Source organism: Actinoplanes sp. CA-051413 (assembly GCF_050955795.1).
Taxonomy (GTDB): Bacteria; Actinomycetota; Actinomycetes; order Mycobacteriales; family Micromonosporaceae; genus Actinoplanes.
The window spans coordinates 7,494,802-7,512,894 of the sequence record NZ_CP192100.1 but is presented as its reverse complement, the minus strand read 5'-3'; the positions used below and the strand labels follow the sequence as shown (position 1 = coordinate 7,512,894).

Sequence of the window (18,093 nt, the reverse complement as noted above, 5' to 3'; positions counted from 1 at the left end):
GCGGCGAAGGGGCGTGGGGCATGAACAGAATGACTGCCGGCATCCGGTGCCGGCGACAGACAGTGACCGTGCTGTTCGTCGACATCGTCGGTTTCACCGGCATCGTCGACGAGCTGGACTGCGCGGACGTCCGGGATCTGCAGATGGACTACTTCGCCACCGTGTCGGCCGAGGTCCGGGCGGCGGGCGGGGTGGTCGAGAAGTTCATCGGGGACGCGGTCATGGCGATCTTCGGGGCGGGCGGGCCGGTGCCCGGCACGCCGGAGGACACGAGCTGCGCGGCCGTGGGAGCGGTCCGGGCCGGCCTGGCCATCCAGGAGGCGCTGCGGGGGCGTCTCCTGGCCGGCCGGTTCCCGGTACGGACCCGGGTCGGGCTGGCCACCGGCGACGCCATCGTCGACCTGGACCAGACCCGCGACGGCGGGTACGGGATGGTCAGCGGCAGCGTGGTGAGCACGGCGGCGCGGCTGCAGGCGTACGCGCCGCACGACACGGTGGTGGTCTGCGCGGCCACCCGGGCGGTGACCGACCACGCGGTGGTCTACCAGGAGATGCCGCCGGTCTCGGTGGCCGGTAAGTCGGCCCCGGTGGAGCTGTCGCGGGCGCTGTATCCGCAGGTGGTGACGGCCGGACCGATCCTGCAGACGTGCGGCTGACCGGCCGCCCGGCAGATCCGCCGGGAGCCAATACTTCAGCGGGGCCGACCTGAGCCGATAAAGGCAACGTGGGTGCCACGCCTTCTCCGCCGGCTGAGCCGGCCCTGCTGCAGCTCGAGCCCGGCGACGCCGCCGGGCTCGAAGTGCTGGGCGAGCTGGGCCGGGGCAACCAGGCGGTCGTGCACCGGGTACGCCTGCGGGGCAAGGAGTACGCCCTCAGACTCCTGCGCGACACCATCGCCGCGAGCACCGAGGGCGTCCGCGAGTTCCGCCGCCAGTGCGCGCTGCTGGCCGTGGTCGACAGCCCGGGCCTGCCCCGCGTGCACAAGACCGGTACGGCCGGCGGCCGCCCGTACGTGATCATGGATCTGCTCCCGGGCGAGCCGCTGACCGCCCGCCTGGCCCGGGGTCCGGTCCGCGAGGCCATGGCCGTGCGGATCGGCACCGACATCGCCGGCGCGCTGGTGGCGGCGCACGCCCACGACCTGGTGCACCGCGACGTCAAGCCGGACAACATCGTCGTCGGGCCGGACGGGGGCGCCGGACTGGTCGACTTCGGGCTGGCCACCCGCGTCTCGGCCGGCGCCGGGATCACCGAGGACCCGGTCGCGGGCACGCTGCTCTACAGCCCGCCCGAGCAGAGCGGCATGCTCAACCGGCCCGTCGACGGCCGCTCCGACCTGTACGCCCTGGGTGCGGTGCTCTTCGAGTGCGTCACCGGGGCCCCGCCGTTCGCCGCGGGGGACGTCGGCGAGCTGCTGCACCTGCACGCCACTGCGCCCGTACCGGATCCCCGGGCCCTGGCTCCCGGCCTGGGCGCCGCCTTCGCCGCGATCATCGTCCGGCTGCTCGCCAAGGACCCCGACGACCGTTACCAGAGCGCCGCCGGCCTGGTGGCCGACCTGCGGCGGCTCGGTGCCGACCCGGCCGCGATGTTCCCGCTCGGGGAGCAGGACGGCCCGGTCACCCTCGCCACCGCCCCGCTGACCGGACGCGACGCCGAGTTCAGCGCCCTGCGGGAGCGCTGGAGTGCCGCCGCGGCGGGCCGTGGTGGCATCGCTGTGCTGCACGGGAGCACCGGCAGCGGCAAGACCCGGCTGGCCGCCGAGCTGGGCGAGCTGGTCGTGGCGGCCGGCGGCATCGTCCTGCGGGGTACGGCCTCACCCAGCGACCGCCGGCCGATGGCGCCGCTGCGGGCGGCCGTGGACGCGTACGTCCGGGCTCTGCTGCGCCGCCCCGGTGGCGCTGCCGCCGCCGGCAAGCTGTTGCGCTCCGCCGCCGGGCAGGGTGCCGGCCTGGTGACCAGCCTGTCGCCGGCGCTGGCCGACGCGCTCGGCGTGCCCGGCGTCGCCGCCGAGATCGGCCTGGAGCGGCACTCGGCCGCCGTCGCCGACCTGCTCACCGGCCTGGCCCGGACGACCGGTCCGGTGCTGCTGCACCTGGACGACGTGCAGTGGTTCGACGACGGCACCGTCCGGGTGCTGGAGCAGCTCGCCGCCGGGCTCACCGGGGTGCCGCTGCTCGTGGTGGCCACCGCCCGCAACGACGACGAGGGCGCGCCCGCGGCCGCCATGGTCCTGAACCGCCTCCAGCCCGGCCCCGACACCGACATCACGCTGGCGCCGCTGAGTGCCGCGGCGGTCGGCGACCTGATCAGCTCCCTGTCCGGCGGGGTCCGGATCGACGAGCGCGGGGCCACCGCGATCGCCGTGCTGACCGGCGGGAACCCGTTCGCGACCCTCGGTTATGCCCGGGCGGTCATCGACGCCGGCCTGCTGACCCCCGACTGGGGCGTCTGGCGGGTGGACACCGCCGGCGTGCAGGAGCTGGCCCTGCCGGCCGACTCCGCCCAGCTGCTGCTGCGCCGGATGGGCACCCTGGCCCCGGAGAACCGCCGCCTGTTGCAGCTCGCCGGCGTCATCGGCGCCACCTTCGCCCCCGGCCTGGTCGCCGAGGTGGCCGGCGTCGGCCGCCGCCGGGTCCTCGACGTCCTCTCCGACGCCGCCCGCCGCGGCCTCGTCGAGCACCGCGAGGGCACCGTGCGGTTCGTGCACGACAGCATCCGCCTCGCGCTGATCGACGGCCTGCCCGACGACGAGGTACGCCGGCTCCACCAGCGCATCGCCGACGTGCTCGACCGTAAGGAGGGTGCCGACGTGTACGCCCTCGCCCGGCACTGCGCGCTCGGCGACCCCTCCTACGAGCCGGCCCGGATGCTGCGCGCGGGACAGGCCGCCGGAGCCCGGGCGCTGGCCGAGCACGCCCCCGACACGGCGCTGACCTTCCTGGAGTACGCCGCCGAGGCCGCCGAGACCGGCGGGCTGACCGTGGGCAGCGAGTTCCACCAGCTGCTCGGTGTCGCGTACCACCAGAACGGCCGCTTCGACGAGGCGATCGCCGCCCTGACCACCGCCCTGGAGGGGACCACCGACCGGATCGCGCGGGCCCACCTGCACCTGCACCTGGCCCGCGTGCACGAGAGCAACTGGGGTGGCGCGGCGCAGGTCCGCGCGGTCGAGCAGGGCCTGGCCGAGCTGGGCCGCCCGCTGCCGCGCAACCCGGTCCTGGCCGCGCTCACCGGCATGTGGCTGTTCTTCGTGGGCTGCCTGATCGGCGTCACCCGGCTCGGCTACGGCACCGCCAAGGGCGCCTACCGCGAGCGGCTGCGGCTGCAGACGACGCTCTACCACTACGGCGGCTCCGGCAGCGTGCGGACCCTGCGCCCGCTGCGGTCACTGCTCTACGGCCTGCGGTTCATCCACCCGACGAGCCGGCTCGGCCGGTCCCCGGAACGGGCCCGCGACCTCGTCGGCCTCACCCTCGCCCTGCGGATGCTCGGACTGCAGCGCACCTCCGACCGGATCACCGCGGCCGCCGTCCGGCAGGCCCACGAGTTCGGCGACCCCACCCTGCTCGCCCGCATCGACTGGATGACCGCCATCGCCGTGCACGGCAGCGGCGCCGACTCCGGCGAGCGGGTGCGCCAGGTGCTGGCCGAACGCGACCGCTTCCTCGACGTCGGGCTGATCCTGGACTGCTACGCCGTCCTCGGCTGGGACTGGCTGCTGCGCGGCGAGATCACCGAGGCCGAGGCGGCCCGCCCGGGCCGGCAGCGCTGGCTCGAGGGCGGCGGCAACGCCGACCGCAGTGCCGTGCTCGCCGTCGACGCCGGGCTGCTGGCCATGCGCGGCCGGGCCGGCGAGGCGATCACCACGCTCGCCCGCGCCGGGGACGGACCCAAGGAGATCCACGAGGTCGTCGACACGATCATCGCCCGGATGCTGTCCGCCATCGAGCGCGACGACCTCGAGGGCGCCTTCGACGACGCCGTCGCGGACTTCGAGAGCCTCGGGCTGCGCCCGCTCGACGTGCTGCCCGCCCAGCACTGCTACTACGTCTACCTGGCGTACGGCCGGCTGGAGCAGGCCCGCCGGGCCGCGCCCGCCGACCGTGACACCGCGGTCGCCGTCGCCGCGGCGGCTGTCTCCGCTCTCGGCCGGGTCACGCGCCGGCCCGTCGTGGCCGCGCACCACCGGGTCGCCCGCGCGGCGCTGCTCGCCCTGGACCCGGCGCGCAGCGTGGCCGCGCTGGACCTGCTGGCCAAGGCCGAGCCCCTGCTGCGCCAGGTCGACGCGCCGCTGCCGGCTTTCGAGGCTGCCCTGGTACGCGCCCGCGCGCTCGCCGCCGTCGGCAGCACCGGAGAGGCCGACCGGCAGGCGCGGATGGCCGCCGGGATCGCCGAGGAGCGTGGCTGGCCGCACCGGGCCCGCCGGGTGGCCGCCGAGTTCCGGCTCGACGCCGGGCGCCGCAACCGCGTACCGGTGGTGGCCGCCCGCGGCCGGTCCGGGCAGCGCTGGGCCGCCCTGGAACAGCTCAGCCTGGCCGCCTCCCGGGTCATCGACCCCGACCGGCTGACCCGCGTCGCCCTGGACGAGACCACCCGCCTGCTGGGGGCCGAACGCGCCATCCTGTTCCTGATGGACGCCGAGACCCAGGTGCTCGCCCCGTTCGTGGGCCGCGACTCGAGCGGCCGCGACGTCGCCGAGCTGACCGGCTACAGCGCCACCGTCGTCGACAAGGTCCGGCACAGCCGCGAGCCCCTCGTAGTCACCGGCACCGAGCAGGGCGAGGCGCTGGGCGCGCAGAGCGTGGTCCAGTACGGCCTGCGCAGCATCCTGGTCGCCCCGCTGGAGCTCGACGACCGCCTGCTCGGCGTGGTCTACCTGGACAGCCGGGTCGCCAAGGGCGTCTTCACCGTGGACGACGCCGACGTGCTGACCGCCATCACCCACCACATCGCGGTCGGCCTGGAGACGGCCCGGGCCGCCCAGCTGGAGGTCGCGGTGGCCGCCGCCAACCGCCAGCGCGACCTCGCCGAGACGCTGCGCCGCGCGATGGCCCGGCTCACCGGCACCCTGGACCCGCAGCTGGTGCTGCGCCGGCTGCTGCTGACCGCCCGGCAGACGCCCGGCGCGAACCGCGGCTGGCTGCTGCTCGGCACCTCCGACTCGGAGGAGATCACCGTGCTCGGCGGGCCGGCCCCGGTGCAGCTCGCCCTGGCCGATCATCCGGACCTGCGGGGGCTGCTGGACAACCGGCAGGCCGACATGATCAACGGTACGCCGCCCTGGGCCGGCGCCTTCGACGACTCGACCGGGCAGAGCTGGCTCACGGTCACCCTCGACGACCGTAACGGCGCGGTGGGCGTGCTGGTGCTGGCGTCGGACCGGCCGGGCGCGTACGCGGCGGCCGACCTCGGGCTCGCGGCGGCGCTGGTGGGCCAGGGCATGGTCGCCTTCGACAACGCCCGGCTGTTCAGCCGGGTGACCGAGCTGGCCACCACCGACAGCCTGACCGGCGTCGCCAACCGGCGGCGGTTCTTCGAGCTCGCCGAGCGCTCGCTGGCCGCCGCCCGGGCGGTGGACGGGCCGGTCACCGCGCTCATGGTCGACATCGACCACTTCAAGCGGATCAACGACGCGCACGGCCACCAGGTCGGCGACGACGTGATCAAGGGTGTGGTCCAGCGCCTGCTCGGCGGCCTGCCGGCCGACGGCCTGGTCGCCCGGTACGGCGGTGAGGAGTTCGCGGTGCTGCTGCCGGGCATCGACTCCGCCGGGGCCAAGCTCGCGGAGGAGCTGCGGGCCGCGGTGGCCGGCACGCCGGTCGACACCCGCTCCGGGCCGATCCCGGTGACCATCAGCGTCGGCCTGGCCCGGCTGCGCCCCAGCGACCCGACCCCGGACACCCTGCTCGGGCGGGCCGACGCCGGCCTCTACGCGGCCAAACAGGCCGGCCGGAATCGTGTTGTGGCTCACGACCCGGAGCATTTGCCCCTTTAGTCGTGTGTTATGGAGACCAGCTCACGGTCGGCCTCACGAAAGTCGTCGGAGGTGCCCGGTAGGCTCGCCGCGTCGTTGACAGCTGCCACTGCCGGGAGTAATACCTCGTGACTGCGCAACCAGAGATCCTCTACGGGGCTGATGACCTCACGCACCTCGAAGGACTCGATGCGGTCCGCAAGCGGCCGGGTATGTACATCGGTTCCACCGACAGCCGCGGCGTCAACCACCTCGCCAACGAGATCCTCGACAACGCCACCGACGAGGGCGTCGGCGGGCACGCCGAGCACGTCGAGGTGATCCTGCACGCCGACGGCTCGGTGCAGGTCGACGACGACGGCCGCGGCATCCCGACCGACATCAACGCCAAGTCCGGCCTCAACGGCGTCGAGCTGGTGCTCACCCGGCTGCACGCCGGTGGCAAGTTCGGCGGCTCGGGCTACAAGACCTCCGGCGGCCTGCACGGCGTCGGCGCCTCCGCGGTCAACGCGCTCTCCCTGCGCTTCGACGTCACCGTCCGGCGCGACGGCAAGGTGCACGAGCTGTCCTTCCAGCGTGGCGTGCCCGGCGTGTTCGCCGGCCCCGGCCCGGACGCCCCCTTCCAGTCGCAGAGCGGCCTGCGCGTGGTGCGCAAGATGAAGCGTGGCGAGCGCACCGGCACCTCGATCCGCTACTGGTACGACGCGCGGTATTTCGAGACCGGCGCCCGGCTCGACATCGACGTGGTGCGGGCCAAGCTGCGCAACACCGCGTTCCTGGTCCCCGGCGTGGCGTACGTGCTGCGTGACCACACGGGCGAGGAGCCGGCCGAGGAGAAGTTCCACTATCCGCACGGACTGACCGACATGGTGGAGTTCCTCACCCCGGCCGGCGACAAGCCCGTCTCGGGCATCCTGATGGTCGCCGGCGAGGGCACCTACAAGGAGAACGCCGCCGACGCCAACGGCGTGATGCAGTCCAACGTCGAGCGCAAGGCCCAGGTCGAGGTCGCGTTCCGCTGGGGCACCGGCTACGACCGCACGGTGGAGTCCTTCACCAACACCATCCGCAACGTGCACGGCGGCACCCACCGCAAGGGCTTCGAGCGGGCCCTGGTCCGGGCCCTGAGCGACGCCATCCGCAACGCCCGCGGCCTGCTCAAGCCCAAGGAGGACGTGCCGGTCCTGGACGACCTGCTGGAGGGCATGACCGCGGTGATCCACGTGCGGGTGCCCGAGCCGCAGTTCACCTCGCAGACCAAGGACGAGCTCTCCACCGCCGGCATCACCCGGGTGCTGCAGACCCTGGTCGAGCAGCACCTCAAGGCCTGGATCGACGACCGGCGCACCAAGAGCGAGGCCCGCACGGTCCTGCAGAAGGTCGTCGACGCCGCCCGGGTCCGCCTGACCCAGAAGCAGCAGAAGGACGCGGCCCGCCGCAAGACCGCGCTCGAAGGCGCGTCCATGCCGCCCAAGCTGGTCGACTGCCGCTCCACCGGCATCGGCCGCAGCGAGCTCTACATCGTCGAGGGTGACAGCGCGCTCGGCACCGCCCGGATGGCCCGCAGCTCCGAATACCAGGCCCTGCTGCCGATCCGCGGCAAGATCCTCAACGTGCAGAAGGCCAGCCTGCAACAGGTCCTGGACAACGTGGAGTGCTCGGCCATCGTGCAGGTGCTGGGGGCCGGTTCCGGCCGCACCTTCGACATGAGCACGATGCGCTACGGCCGCGTCATGATCATGGCGGACGCGGACGTCGACGGCTCACACATCCGCACCCTGCTGATCACCCTCTTCGCCAAGTACATGCGCCCGGTGATCGAGCAGGGCCGGCTCTTCGCCGCGATGCCGCCCCTGCACAAGATCACCACCAAGGGCCGCAACGCCGAGACCATCTTCACGTACACCCAGCAGGAGATGGAGGCCGCACTGACCCGGCTGCAGCGCGCCGGCAGGTCGGTCGCGCCGGTGAGCCGGTTCAAGGGCCTCGGCGAGATGGACGCCGACGAGCTGTGGGACACCACGATGAACCCGGCCACCCGCACGGTCCGGCGGATCACCCTCGACGACGCCGAACGGGCCGAGGCGACGCTGGAGCTGCTGATGGGTGAGCGGGTCGAGCCGCGCAAGAACTGGCTGATCGAGGCCGCCGGCCGCATCGACCAGGAAACGATCGACGCCTGAGAGGCTGTTTCAGACATGGCACGCCGCAAGAACGAGCAGTCCCGGGTGGACCTGTCGGCCTTCGACCAGGCCGGCGCCCGGGTCATCGACAACCCGCTCACCACCGAGGTCGAGGACTCCTACCTGGAGTACGCCTACTCGGTCATCCACTCGCGCGCCCTGCCGGACGCCCGCGACGGCCTCAAGCCGGTGCACCGCCGCATCCTGTGGTCGATGCAGGAGCAGGGCCACCGCCCCGACCGGGCCTACGTCAAGTCCGCCCGCGTGGTCGGCGACGTGATGGGCCGCTACCACCCCCACGGTGACCTGGCGATCTACGACGCGATGGTGCGCCTGGCCCAGGACTTCTCGCTCAACGCGCCGCTGATCGACGGGCACGGCAACTTCGGCTCGCCCGACGACGGCCCGGCCGCCTCGCGATACACCGAGGCCCGGATGTCCCGCGAGGCGATGCTGCTGGTCGGCGAGCTCGGCGAGGGCACGGTCGATTTCAAGCCCAACTACGACGGCTCCGAGCTCGAGCCCAAGGTGCTGCCCGCGGCCTTCCCCAACCTGCTGGTCAACGGCACGTCCGGGATCGCCGTCGGCATGGCGACCAACATGATCCCGCACAACCTGGGCGAGGTCGTCACGGCGGCCCGCCACCTGATCACCGACCCCGAGGCCGACCTCGACACGCTCATGCGCTTCGTGCCCGGCCCCGACCTGCCAACCGGCGGGCAGCTGCTCGGCCTCGACGAGGTCCGCCGGGCGTACGAGACCGGCCGCGGCGTGGTGCGGATGCGGGCCCGCGCCCAGACCGGCCCGCTGGAGGGCGGTCGCGGCCGCCAGGCGATCACCGTCGTCCAGCTCCCGTACGGCGTCGGCACCGAGAAGATCATCGAGGCGATCACCGACGAGGTGAAGGGCAAGCTCATCACCTCCGGCCCGCGCAAGGGCCAGCGCCAGCCGGCCCGGCTCCAGGGCATCGCCGACGTCAAGGACCTCACCGACCGCGAGCACGGCATCCGGCTGGTCATCGAGTGCAAGGTCGGCGTCAACCCGCAGGCCCTGCTGGCCGACCTCTACCGGCTGACCCCGCTGGAGTCGTCCTTCGGCATCAACAACCTGGTGCTGGTCGACGGCCAGCCGCGGACGCTGGGCCTCAAGGCGCTGCTCGAGGTGTTCCTGGCCCACCGCTACGAGGTGGTCACCCGGCGGACCACCCACCGGCGCACCAAGCGTCAGGACCGCCTGCACCTGGTCGACGGCCTGCTCATCGCCCTCATCGACATCGACCGGGTGGTCGCCATCATCCGCGGCAGCGACGACGCCGCGGCGGCCAAGGCGGGCCTGATGAGCGAGTTCGGGCTCAGCGACGTCCAGGCGACGTACATCCTGGACACCCCGCTGCGCCGGCTCACCCGCTTCGACCGCATCGAGCTGGAGACCGAGCAGGAGCGTCTGCGCGGCGAGATCGCGGAGCTCAGCCGGATCCTGGACAACGACGACGTCCTCAAGCAGGTCGTCTCGGACGAACTGGCCGAGGTGGCCTCGGAGTTCGGCGGCGCCCGGCGCACCACGCTGATCGACGGCGACCTCAAGGAGGTGCTGGCGGCGTCCGCGCCGGCCGGTCCCCTCGAAGTGGCCGACGACCCCTGCCAGGTCATCCTCTCCGCGACCGGGCTCATCGCCCGCACGGCGGCGGAAAGCGAAGAAGCGACCGAGGGACGGCGGCGCAGCGGACGGGTCAAGCACGACGCGGTCCGCTCGGTCGTGCACTCCACCGCCCGTGGCCGCGTGCTGCTCGTGACGAGCACCGGGCGGGCGTTCAAGGTGGACGTACTGCCCCTGCCGGTCCTGCCGGAGCAGTCCGGCACGGTCTCGGTGCGCGGCGGCATGTCGGCCTCGGAGCTGATCCCGCTGGAGCCGGGGGAGAAGGTCGTCGGACTGGCTCCGCTCGGCGCGACCGGCTCACCCGGCCTGGCCATGGGCACCCGGCAGGGCGTGGTCAAGGTCTGCGCGCCGGAATGGCCGGTCCGCTCGGACGAGTTCGAAGTCATCACCCTCAAGGACGGCGACGAGCTGCTGGGAGCGACCTGGCTGACCGACGGCGCCGAGTCCCTGGCCTTCGTGTCCTCGGACGCGTCGCTGCTGCGCTTCCCGGCCAAGCTGGTGCGGCCGCAGGGGTTGAAGGGCGGTGGCATGGCCGGGATGAACCTGTCGTCCGGGGCCGAGGCTGTTTCGTTCAACGTGGTGAACACGACGGATCCGCAGCATGGGGAGCCGATGGTCGTCACGTCGACCGGCACCCAGGTGAAGGTCACGCCGTTCGGGTTGTATCCGGCCAAGGGGCGGGCTACCGGCGGGGTTCGGGTTCAGCGGTTCCTCAAGGGGGAGACCGCTCTGGTGGTTGCCTGGGTCGGGCCTCGGCCGGTTGGGGCCAGTGCTACCGGGGATCCTGTTGAGCTTCCTGCGGTTGATGATCGGCGGGATGGGTCTGGGGTGGCTGTGCTTATGGGGCCTCAGATTGTTGGGCATTTGATTGAGCGGGGTTGATTTTGCTTGCGGGTGGACGGTTGGGGGCCGGGGTGACCAAGATCGGCTTGAGGAGCATTTATGCCGTTCTTGGTCACCCCGGCCCCCAACCTTGCATGGTTTCCTGTTCCGGGTGCGTTTTTGGTTGCTCGGCGCTGGTTGCAGGGCTTTGTGGGTGATCCCCTTGCGGTGATGGGTCTGGCTGCCGCGCTGTGGTCTTTGCAGGGGATTTTTGTTGGGCGGGCCGGCGTGGGTGGTGGGTCTTGCGTACGCACCTCGCCGGTTGCGGTGCGGGAGCGGTTGGGCCTACCCGCAACCCACCCGGTTTCGGCTCGGCCCGTGAGCCACTTGCAGGCGTGTCTCGATCCGCAACCCTGCCGGTTTCGCCTCGGCCCGTGACCCGCTTCCGGGCGTGCCTCGACCCGTAACTCACTCGGTTTCGACTCGATCCGTGAGCCGCTTCCGGGCGTGCCTCGACCCGGAACCCACCCGGGCTCGCCTCGATCTGTGACCCACTTCCAGGGGTGCCTGGGCCCGCGCATGTCCGATCGGACACGGTCAATGGCCAAGCGGAGGCCGGGCACGAGGCTTGCCTCCCTCGGGCGGCACCCGCGTCATTTCTTGGCGCGGCTTTGTAGTTGTTCGGTCAGGCGGTTGTGTTCGGCTGTTGCGGTGGGGGTGGTGTCGCTCAGGCCGCTTCGGGCGGCTGTTGGGCTGCGTAGGAAGCTTCGTAGGAGGGGCACGAGGAGGGCTTCCGGCAGTGTCTTCAGTGCGGCGAAGGCGCGGGGGACTGGTGGGGTCGGGAGGGCGGACAGGTTTTCCCGGATTTGGCGGAGCATGGTGCGGACCGCTTCTGGGTCGGCGGCCAGTGCGGCTGGGCCGCCGGCTGCGTGTGCGGCTTGGCTGAGGGGTGCCTCGAAGGCGGCGTGTGTGGTGAGCCAGGCGTCCATTTTGGGCTCGGGCTTGGTTCGGATCCCGGCCGTGCGGAACGCCTGCATGATTTGTTCCAGGCGTGGGCTGGGGCGGCCGTCGGGGGCGCCGATCGGCATCGGGACCAGTCGGTTCATCAGACTCGTGGCGCGGTAGCGGACCACGTTGCCGTCCATCGTTCCGCCGGAATTGGGGAAGCCGAGCAGCACGCGCTCGCGGCCGAGCATTGCGGCCAGCGGTTCTGCTCCGGCTGCCCAGTTGAGCAGGAACAGCACGTCGCCGTCGACGGCGGCCAGCGACTCCAGCACCGCGTCGATCTGGTGGGTGCGGACGAAGACGGTGATCAGGTCGTACCCGTTGGAGGGCTTCTCGACGATCGGCACCGACACCCGCCGTACCGCTGGGTTGTCGCCCTCGGCGAGCAGCACGCCGTGCTCGCGCAGGGCGGCCAGGCGCCCGCCGCGAGCGAGCAGGGCGACGTCGTGCCCGGCCTCGTGCAGGCGGGCGGCATGCAGCGTGCCGAGGACGCCGGCGCCGTACACGAGGATCTTCATTTTGGCCTCTTTCAAACGTTCGTTTTAATCAAACGTTTGTATGGTGGCACACGTGGCTACGATCGACACCCGCACCCAGCTCCTTGACGCGGCCGAGCACCTGTTCGCCGAGCGCGGTTACCGCGGGACCTCGGTCCGCGCGATCACCGACCGCGCCGGGGCGAACCTGGCCGCCGTCGCATACCACTTCGGCTCGAAGGCAGAGCTGTTGGCCGCGGTGGCCCGCCGGGTGATCGAGCCGATCAACGCCGCGCAGGCCGCCGGGCTCGACCGGTTGCTCGCCCGGACGCCTGGCCCGGCGGTCGCCGACCTGGTCGCGGCCTTCGTGGGCCCGCTGTTCGACGAGATGCCGGCCGGCGCGGAGAGCGGCGCCCGGACGTCCCGGCTGATCGTGACCATCCTCAGTGACCCGGCCGAGGAGACCCGGGCCTGGACCGGCCCGGCCGAGGACACGGTTCGCGACCGCTTCGTGGCCGCTTTCAGACAGGCGCTGCCTGGCCTGCCTGCGGAGGAGCTGTGGTTCCGGTTGCGCGGGATCCTCGCGGTGACCGCCGTGGACCGCGTCAATCTCTACAACCAGCGCCCGTCGACCTCCGGATCGGGCGAGGCGGCCCGGGACTGGGCGATCACGTTCCTGGCGGCGGCGATGAGCGCGCCACCGACCGGCACTTGACGCAGCGCCGCCCACCGACCTACCGAAAGAAGTGCGGCGCCTGCCGCGATCACGGCCGCCACCGCAGAACGGTGGCTCGTAGTCGGCGACCCGGTCGGCGCGATGGTTCTGGGGAGGTTGTGCTCATGGGGCCGCAGATTGTTGGCATCTCATCGAGCGGGCTGAGGTCCTTCTCTTGCCCCCGACCTTGAGTGGTGGTGTGGTTGCCGCGCTGCGGTTCTGGTGGGATATCGCCGTGCGGGCCGGCGTGGTGGGGATCAGGCGGACATACCTCGCCGGTTGCGGTTCGGCATTGGGGGCCCAGGCCGTCAGTCGGTCTCGGGTTGTGTGGCTGCGTCTGGCCGTCGGTGGTGGGCGTCATGTGGTTGGTCAGGTGCTTCGTTATTCTGCTTATGGGCCTTTGTGGCCGCGGGTATCCAGGCTTTGCCGCTGTAGATGTCGCCTCCATTGAGCAGTCTTGCCGCGAGGCCGTCGTAGGTGACGTCGATCTCCGGGCTTTGGTCGTCGGCCGAACTCAGCGATATCAACACGTCATCCAGAATGCGCCCGAATCTCACTCTTGCCGGTGCCGCGCCGGTGCCGGCATCCACCCAGGAGAGTCGCGCCCACCTCCACCAATTCCTGCCGCCTTCGGTGGAGAACAGTCCGGCAGCGTACTCGTTGCGCACATCCCACTCGGTGAACTCGTTCATCTCGTAGCCGGCGAGTTGGTACCTGGCCTGGAAGGTGCGGAAGATGTTCGCTTTGGCGGCCGCCATCTCGTCCGGCGTGGTCGCTCCTACCGTGCCCAGGCATTCTTCCGGATAGTCGAACGAGAAACGGGCGACGTCGGCTTGCATCGAACGGAATGCGTGTATGTGGGCGATGTTGTTCTGCTTGGCTTGGAAGGACAGTGTGCGGGCTACTGCGATCAACGCTATGGACGACACCAACGCGGACGCCAGTCCATACGCTTGGCCGATGTTTCCGAGAATTGCCCAATCGGTCCCGCCTATGCGCGATACAAGATAGAGGACCAGCGGTGAGGCCAAGATCGCTGCTATTGCGGCTGCAAGGAAAAATACAAGAACGATTTTGTCACTGGTCACTCTGTGGATCTTCATACCCTGCCCCTATCGGTGTGTGCATTACTCTGAGCGTATGGGAAACTGCAATAGGGAGCGAGATCGGTACACCTTCCGGGCGGAAAGTGGTCTGCCGTGTATGGAGCAGGGGGCCGGCTGTCGTGCAGCGATGGCTCCGCGGCAGTGAAATCCCGTTGGCTGCGGCTGGCAGTCCGGCTCACCGCTGCCGGAGGAACGCAGCCGTTCCGGCATGGTTCGCGGCCGTAGCCTCGGTGCGAATGTCTACGGCGTCGCTTTGATGGAACGCGAACGCAACGCGGTAGCGATTCGGCGAGGTCGACGACGCTTGGCGCCGGCGGACTGTGGGGTCGCCGCGCGGACGGTCCAGCCGTGAGCGGCGTGAGGCCGGCGATTCGCGCGACAGCGTTCGTCCGGTGTTTTTCGGCATGGGATGATGTGGGCCGCCTGACTGGAGAGCGGAGCGAGGGCGATGCCGTCCCTGTATGTGGCCCACGACGATGAGCTGGTCATCGTGTCCCGTCTTGCTCTCGAGGTGGTCGGCGGGCGAGGGCTTTCGTTCGGCTGGGGCAGCGTCGTCGAGATCACCCCTGCGGAGGAACCCGCCGATCGAGGGCCTTTCGAGGGCCTCCTCTATGGGTTTGCGCTCTTTTTCGGCATCGTCGGCGGATTGATGCTGCTGGGTGGTGCGCTTGTCGGCGGCCTTCTCGTCCTGGCGGGGATCGCTGTCGGTGGTGGGGCGGTTCTGTACCGCTTGCGGCGTCGACCTGGCGTGATCTCGGCGCCCAGTTTCGCAAGTGACCGCGCGCAGCATCACGTACTCGTCGACGGCCGCGATCGGAAAGTATTCTCGGACGCCATCGATCTGTGTCAGCGAACGTCGCAGACATGGCCCGCGCTCGGAGCGCTCATCGACGTGCCCATGGCGGAGCGGCAGCTCGCGCAGGCGTTGTTCGATCTCGCCGGAGCGCTGGAGAGGCGGCACGAAATCCGGGAACTGCATGCCGAGCTGGCCAAGCATGACGGTGCGTTCGAGCTGGCGCCTCGGATGGCGAAGGCCACCTCGGCATTGGCAGAGCTGGATGACGAGGTGACCCAGCGGCTGGAAGCGTTGCACGCAGTTATGGTGGTCGGTGAGGAACTGATCCGCGATCAGGAGATCGATGCGCTGGCCAGGGAGGCGGACGAGGCGCTTGCCCGGCTGACCTCGGCGGGGCCGGACATCTCGGCGGATGCCGGCTCTGAGCTTGCCGAGCGCACCGAGGCGGTGTTGCGGGCTTACCGCGAGCTGACCTGATCGCGCCGAATCGCCCGGCAACGCGCGGGGACGCGGCGGCGCTCGAATTCTTCGAACTGAACCGCGCAGGTCTCGTCCAGCAGCGTGATGCCGTCGCCGGGCGGGATGAGTTCCCACGGGTCCGGCACGAGCAGCCGAGACCGTTCCGCACCGACCGGCCGCGCCTCGGGGTGGGTCAATGGACTGATGGGGGCCAGCGGTGCGTGCGCCAGGCGTCCCATGTGGGGAAGCCAGGTGGGGGTTTGCCGATGGGTTCGGTGCCGTCGAGTTCGCCTCGGGTGGGGATCTCGATTTTGGCGGCCCACTCGGTGAGTTCCTCGTCGGACATGGGCCAGGTCGAGTGAGGCGCTTCGGCCTGGCGCCGATCAGCCCGTCGCCGCTGTTCGGCTGGCGAGACTTCGAAATACAACATCTCCACGCTGGCGCCCCGGTCCGCCGCTGCCTGGCGCAGCGCGGAGCGCTCGTCCCGGCTCCACAGGCCGTAGTCGATCACCACGTTGTTGCCCAGTTCCAGGGCGCGCAGGCCGATCTGGATCAGTCGGCCTTCGATCACGTCGCCGGCCTCCGGTGGATTCTCGTCCCCGTAGAGGGCCTTGATCCACTCGTCCTTCGTGAGACGCAGGGCTTCCTGTTCGGTTTCGATGCGCCGGGCGGCAGTCGTTTTTCCCGCGCAGGGGAGTCCCACGGTCAGGAACAGCGTCGATTGCTGCCTCAAGCTTCGGCGCTTTCTCGTTCTGCTATTGCTGTCTGGATGCGACGTAGGGTGCGCAGGGCCTTCTTGGCGGCAGCGCGTACTTCGCCGTCGAAGACGGTTGTGCCGCGGTCGGTGGCCATCAGCCGTTCCAGGGTTGGGACCGCCCGGTCGTCGCCTGTGGAGCCGAGCGCGACCGCAGCCCAGTAGCGTTGATTCGGGTCCGGGCTTTCGGTCGCGGCCAGCAGGCGGGGCACCACCTCGGGCGCGAACAACGCCAGTGTGCTGGCCACGTAGCCGATCCGGGGGAAGCGGCGGTGCTCGAACTCGTGCCAGAGGGCCTCCAGTGCCGCGTCGCCGCCGATGCGGGCCAGGGCGTCGGCGGTTCGCTGGCGGAGCCAGTCGGCCTCATCGCCGAGCAGCGGCTGCAGCGACGGTACGACCGAGGCGTCGCCCAGCCGGCCGAGCGCGGTCACCGTTTCGCCCCGGACGATCCACTGCGAGTGGTCGAGGAGCGTGACGAGCTGCGGTACGGCGGCCCGGATGTCCATGGCCGCGCAGCCCATCGCGGCCCACGCCTGGCAGTTGTACCGGGTGTCGGCGAGCGCGGCCAGCAACGGCTCCTCGAGGGCGCTGTCCGCGAAGACGGCCGCCTGGTTCATCGCCCGCGAATACAACGACCGGTGGAAATCGCGGTAGTCGCGGACGAGCGCGTGCAGCGCCGCGATGGCTGATTCGTCACCCTGCGTCCTGGCCCGGTCGAGCAGGCGGTGCACATGTGCTTCGCGGGTCTCGAGGTCTCCCGAGCGAAGGCCCTGCAGGTCAGCCGGATTCACCGCCCGACCATACGCGTCACCACCGGTTCGTCCGCGCTCAGGCGGTGGTGGACGTGCAGACGGTGTTACCTTGGTACCGTGGTAACAGCTGATCGTGTTCAGACCGGCCTCCGGCTCGACCGGACGGTGCTGAAGGTGCTCAAGGGCGTGGCCGAATATCTCGACCTCTCACTCGGCGATCTGGTCGAGGGCATGGCGCTGCACGCGTTCGAGGGCCGGCCCCCGTTCTCGCCCGAGACCCTCGTCAAGATCGAGCAGCTCCGGGAGGTCTACGGACTCACCCTGACCGCGGCCGATGCCCACAGCGAGGAGGAACCGTGAACGTCGCCCTGAGTGGCCGGCTGACTGTCCCACTTCCGCCCGAGCGCGCGTTCGAGCTGTTCACCCCGCGCGGGGAGCAGCGGTGGGTGACGGGGTGGCTGCCTCGCTTCCCGGCCGACCCGGCCGACGAATCCGCGCCGGGAACGGTCTTCGAGACAGACGCGAACGGTCGCCGTACCACTTGGGTGGTGACCGACCGAACGCCCGGCCGGCGCATCCGCTACGCCCGGGTGGTCCCGGGCGAGAACGCCGGCACCGTCACTGTGGAGCTGGCCGGCGATGCCGTCGGCACCAGTGACGTCAAGGTCACCTACGAGCTGACGGCGCTGACCGCGTCGGCCGCGGAGGACCTGCGGAACTTCGCCGCGCGATACCCGGACATGCTGCGTCAGTGGGCCGGTGCCATCACCGCCGCCCTGCCCGATCCCGCATAGGCAGTGGACCGCGGCTTCTACCGTCGAGGGATGACCAAGATCCCGACCGGCGCCGCCTGGCGCCCGTACCTGAGCACGCTCGCCGACGCGGGCCTCGACGTCGCATCTGTCGGCGTCTGGGTTGCCGCCGCCGAGCTGCCCCCGGCCCGTCGCCGTCTCGCTCGTGGGGCGGTGGCGGCGGTCATCGGCGCCGTGGCGATTCCGGGGATTCGTGCCGCCCGTTCTGCCGCCACGGGCACCGACGAGCCCGCCGTCCCGGGGGCCGGCTCCGGACTTCCGTACGTGGATGTCGGCATCCACCTGCCGGCCGGCGATCCGTCCGAGGATGACGCGTCGCCGCGTCGGCGAGCTGTCCTGGCGGGTGCCGTCGGCGTCGGCGTGCTGACCACCGCCGTGGCCGCTTCGGTCGGCGTCACCGTGGCGGGCCGGCAGTTGGAGCGGCGCTGGCTGGCGCGGCTCACCCGGCACGGCCACCCGCACCCGCACCGCGCCCTGGCCCTGCGGATGGCCGGGCTGTACGCGGCGTTGACGGTGCCCAGCCGGCTGATCGCCGTACGGCAAGGCACGAAGGCCGGCCGCCGGATCGCCGGGGGATGAG

General features: G+C 71.2%; 14 protein-coding genes. 9 read left to right on the top strand and 5 right to left on the bottom strand.

The window, feature by feature from the left end; all coding sequences use genetic code 11:
* The first annotated feature begins 20 nt into the window (after positions 1-20).
* From ACQP2Y_RS35335 to ACQP2Y_RS35320, 4 genes are all read left to right on the top strand, one after another.
* Positions 21-656: an adenylate/guanylate cyclase domain-containing protein gene (locus ACQP2Y_RS35335; RefSeq protein WP_433720364.1), complete on the top strand. Its 636-nt coding sequence runs from the start codon at positions 21-23 to the stop codon at positions 654-656.
* A 68-nt stretch (positions 657-724) separates the two neighbouring features.
* Positions 725-5,998, top strand: coding sequence for a diguanylate cyclase (locus ACQP2Y_RS35330; protein WP_433720363.1), 5,274 nt, complete (start codon positions 725-727; stop codon positions 5,996-5,998).
* A 107-nt stretch (positions 5,999-6,105) separates the two neighbouring features.
* Positions 6,106-8,160, top strand: coding sequence for a DNA gyrase/topoisomerase IV subunit B (locus tag ACQP2Y_RS35325; protein ID WP_433720361.1), 2,055 nt, complete (start codon positions 6,106-6,108; stop codon positions 8,158-8,160).
* A gap of 15 nt (positions 8,161-8,175) precedes the next feature.
* Positions 8,176-10,698 (top strand): DNA gyrase/topoisomerase IV subunit A, encoded by a 2,523-nt coding sequence (locus ACQP2Y_RS35320; RefSeq protein WP_433720360.1) that lies wholly within the window; start codon positions 8,176-8,178, stop codon positions 10,696-10,698.
* 593 nt (positions 10,699-11,291) lie between these two features.
* Here ACQP2Y_RS35320 and ACQP2Y_RS35315 read toward each other — a convergent pair.
* A complete protein-coding gene (locus ACQP2Y_RS35315; RefSeq protein WP_433720359.1) occupies positions 11,292-12,161 on the bottom strand; it encodes a ketopantoate reductase family protein in 870 nt (289 codons plus the stop codon).
* Between the two features lie 52 nt (positions 12,162-12,213).
* On the opposite strand from ACQP2Y_RS35315, the gene ACQP2Y_RS35310 reads away from it, so the two are divergent.
* The gene (locus tag ACQP2Y_RS35310; RefSeq protein WP_433720357.1) at positions 12,214-12,834 is read left to right on the top strand and encodes a TetR/AcrR family transcriptional regulator; all 621 of its coding nucleotides are present in this window, start codon (positions 12,214-12,216) and stop codon (positions 12,832-12,834) included.
* 308 nt (positions 12,835-13,142) lie between these two features.
* On the opposite strand, the gene ACQP2Y_RS35305 is transcribed toward ACQP2Y_RS35310, so the two are convergent.
* Positions 13,143-13,937, bottom strand: a complete 795-nt coding sequence (locus tag ACQP2Y_RS35305) for a DUF6082 family protein (protein ID WP_433720356.1) — start codon at positions 13,935-13,937, stop codon at positions 13,143-13,145.
* A 451-nt stretch (positions 13,938-14,388) separates the two neighbouring features.
* Here ACQP2Y_RS35305 and ACQP2Y_RS35300 point away from each other — a divergent pair, with 451 nt between their 5' ends.
* A complete protein-coding gene (locus tag ACQP2Y_RS35300; protein ID WP_433720355.1) occupies positions 14,389-15,213 on the top strand; it encodes a hypothetical protein in 825 nt (274 codons plus the stop codon).
* Here the strand turns inward: ACQP2Y_RS35300 and ACQP2Y_RS35295 are convergent.
* Genes ACQP2Y_RS35295 through ACQP2Y_RS35285 form a run of 3 tightly spaced genes read right to left on the bottom strand, consistent with a single transcriptional unit; the run spans position 15,195 to position 16,740 of the window.
* Complete coding sequence (locus ACQP2Y_RS35295) at positions 15,195-15,392, bottom strand: hypothetical protein (protein ID WP_433720354.1); 198 nt, start codon at positions 15,390-15,392, stop codon at positions 15,195-15,197. The two genes, ACQP2Y_RS35300 and ACQP2Y_RS35295, sit on opposite strands and share 19 nt — an antisense overlap.
* Positions 15,389-15,928 (bottom strand): ATP-binding protein, encoded by a 540-nt coding sequence (locus tag ACQP2Y_RS35290; protein WP_433720353.1) that lies wholly within the window; start codon positions 15,926-15,928, stop codon positions 15,389-15,391. The genes ACQP2Y_RS35295 and ACQP2Y_RS35290 overlap by 4 nt, the downstream gene beginning before the upstream one ends.
* Positions 15,925-16,740 (bottom strand): HEAT repeat domain-containing protein, encoded by an 816-nt coding sequence (locus tag ACQP2Y_RS35285; protein ID WP_433720352.1) that lies wholly within the window; start codon positions 16,738-16,740, stop codon positions 15,925-15,927. The genes ACQP2Y_RS35290 and ACQP2Y_RS35285 overlap by 4 nt, the downstream gene beginning before the upstream one ends.
* 78 nt (positions 16,741-16,818) lie before the next feature.
* Here ACQP2Y_RS35285 and ACQP2Y_RS35280 point away from each other — a divergent pair, with 78 nt between their 5' ends.
* Genes ACQP2Y_RS35280 through ACQP2Y_RS35270 form a run of 3 tightly spaced genes read left to right on the top strand, consistent with a single transcriptional unit; the run spans position 16,819 to position 18,092 of the window.
* Positions 16,819-17,061 carry a hypothetical protein gene (locus ACQP2Y_RS35280; RefSeq protein WP_433720351.1) on the top strand — a complete coding sequence of 81 codons (243 nt, stop codon included), beginning with the start codon at positions 16,819-16,821 and terminating at the stop codon, positions 17,059-17,061.
* Complete coding sequence (locus ACQP2Y_RS35275; RefSeq protein WP_433720350.1) at positions 17,058-17,495, top strand: SRPBCC family protein; 438 nt, start codon at positions 17,058-17,060, stop codon at positions 17,493-17,495. Before ACQP2Y_RS35280 ends, ACQP2Y_RS35275 begins: the two co-directional genes overlap by 4 nt.
* A 30-nt stretch (positions 17,496-17,525) precedes the next feature.
* Entirely contained in the window at positions 17,526-18,092 is a 567-nt protein-coding gene (locus tag ACQP2Y_RS35270) for a hypothetical protein (protein WP_433720349.1), read from the top strand.
* Position 18,093: the final 1 nt, after the last annotated feature.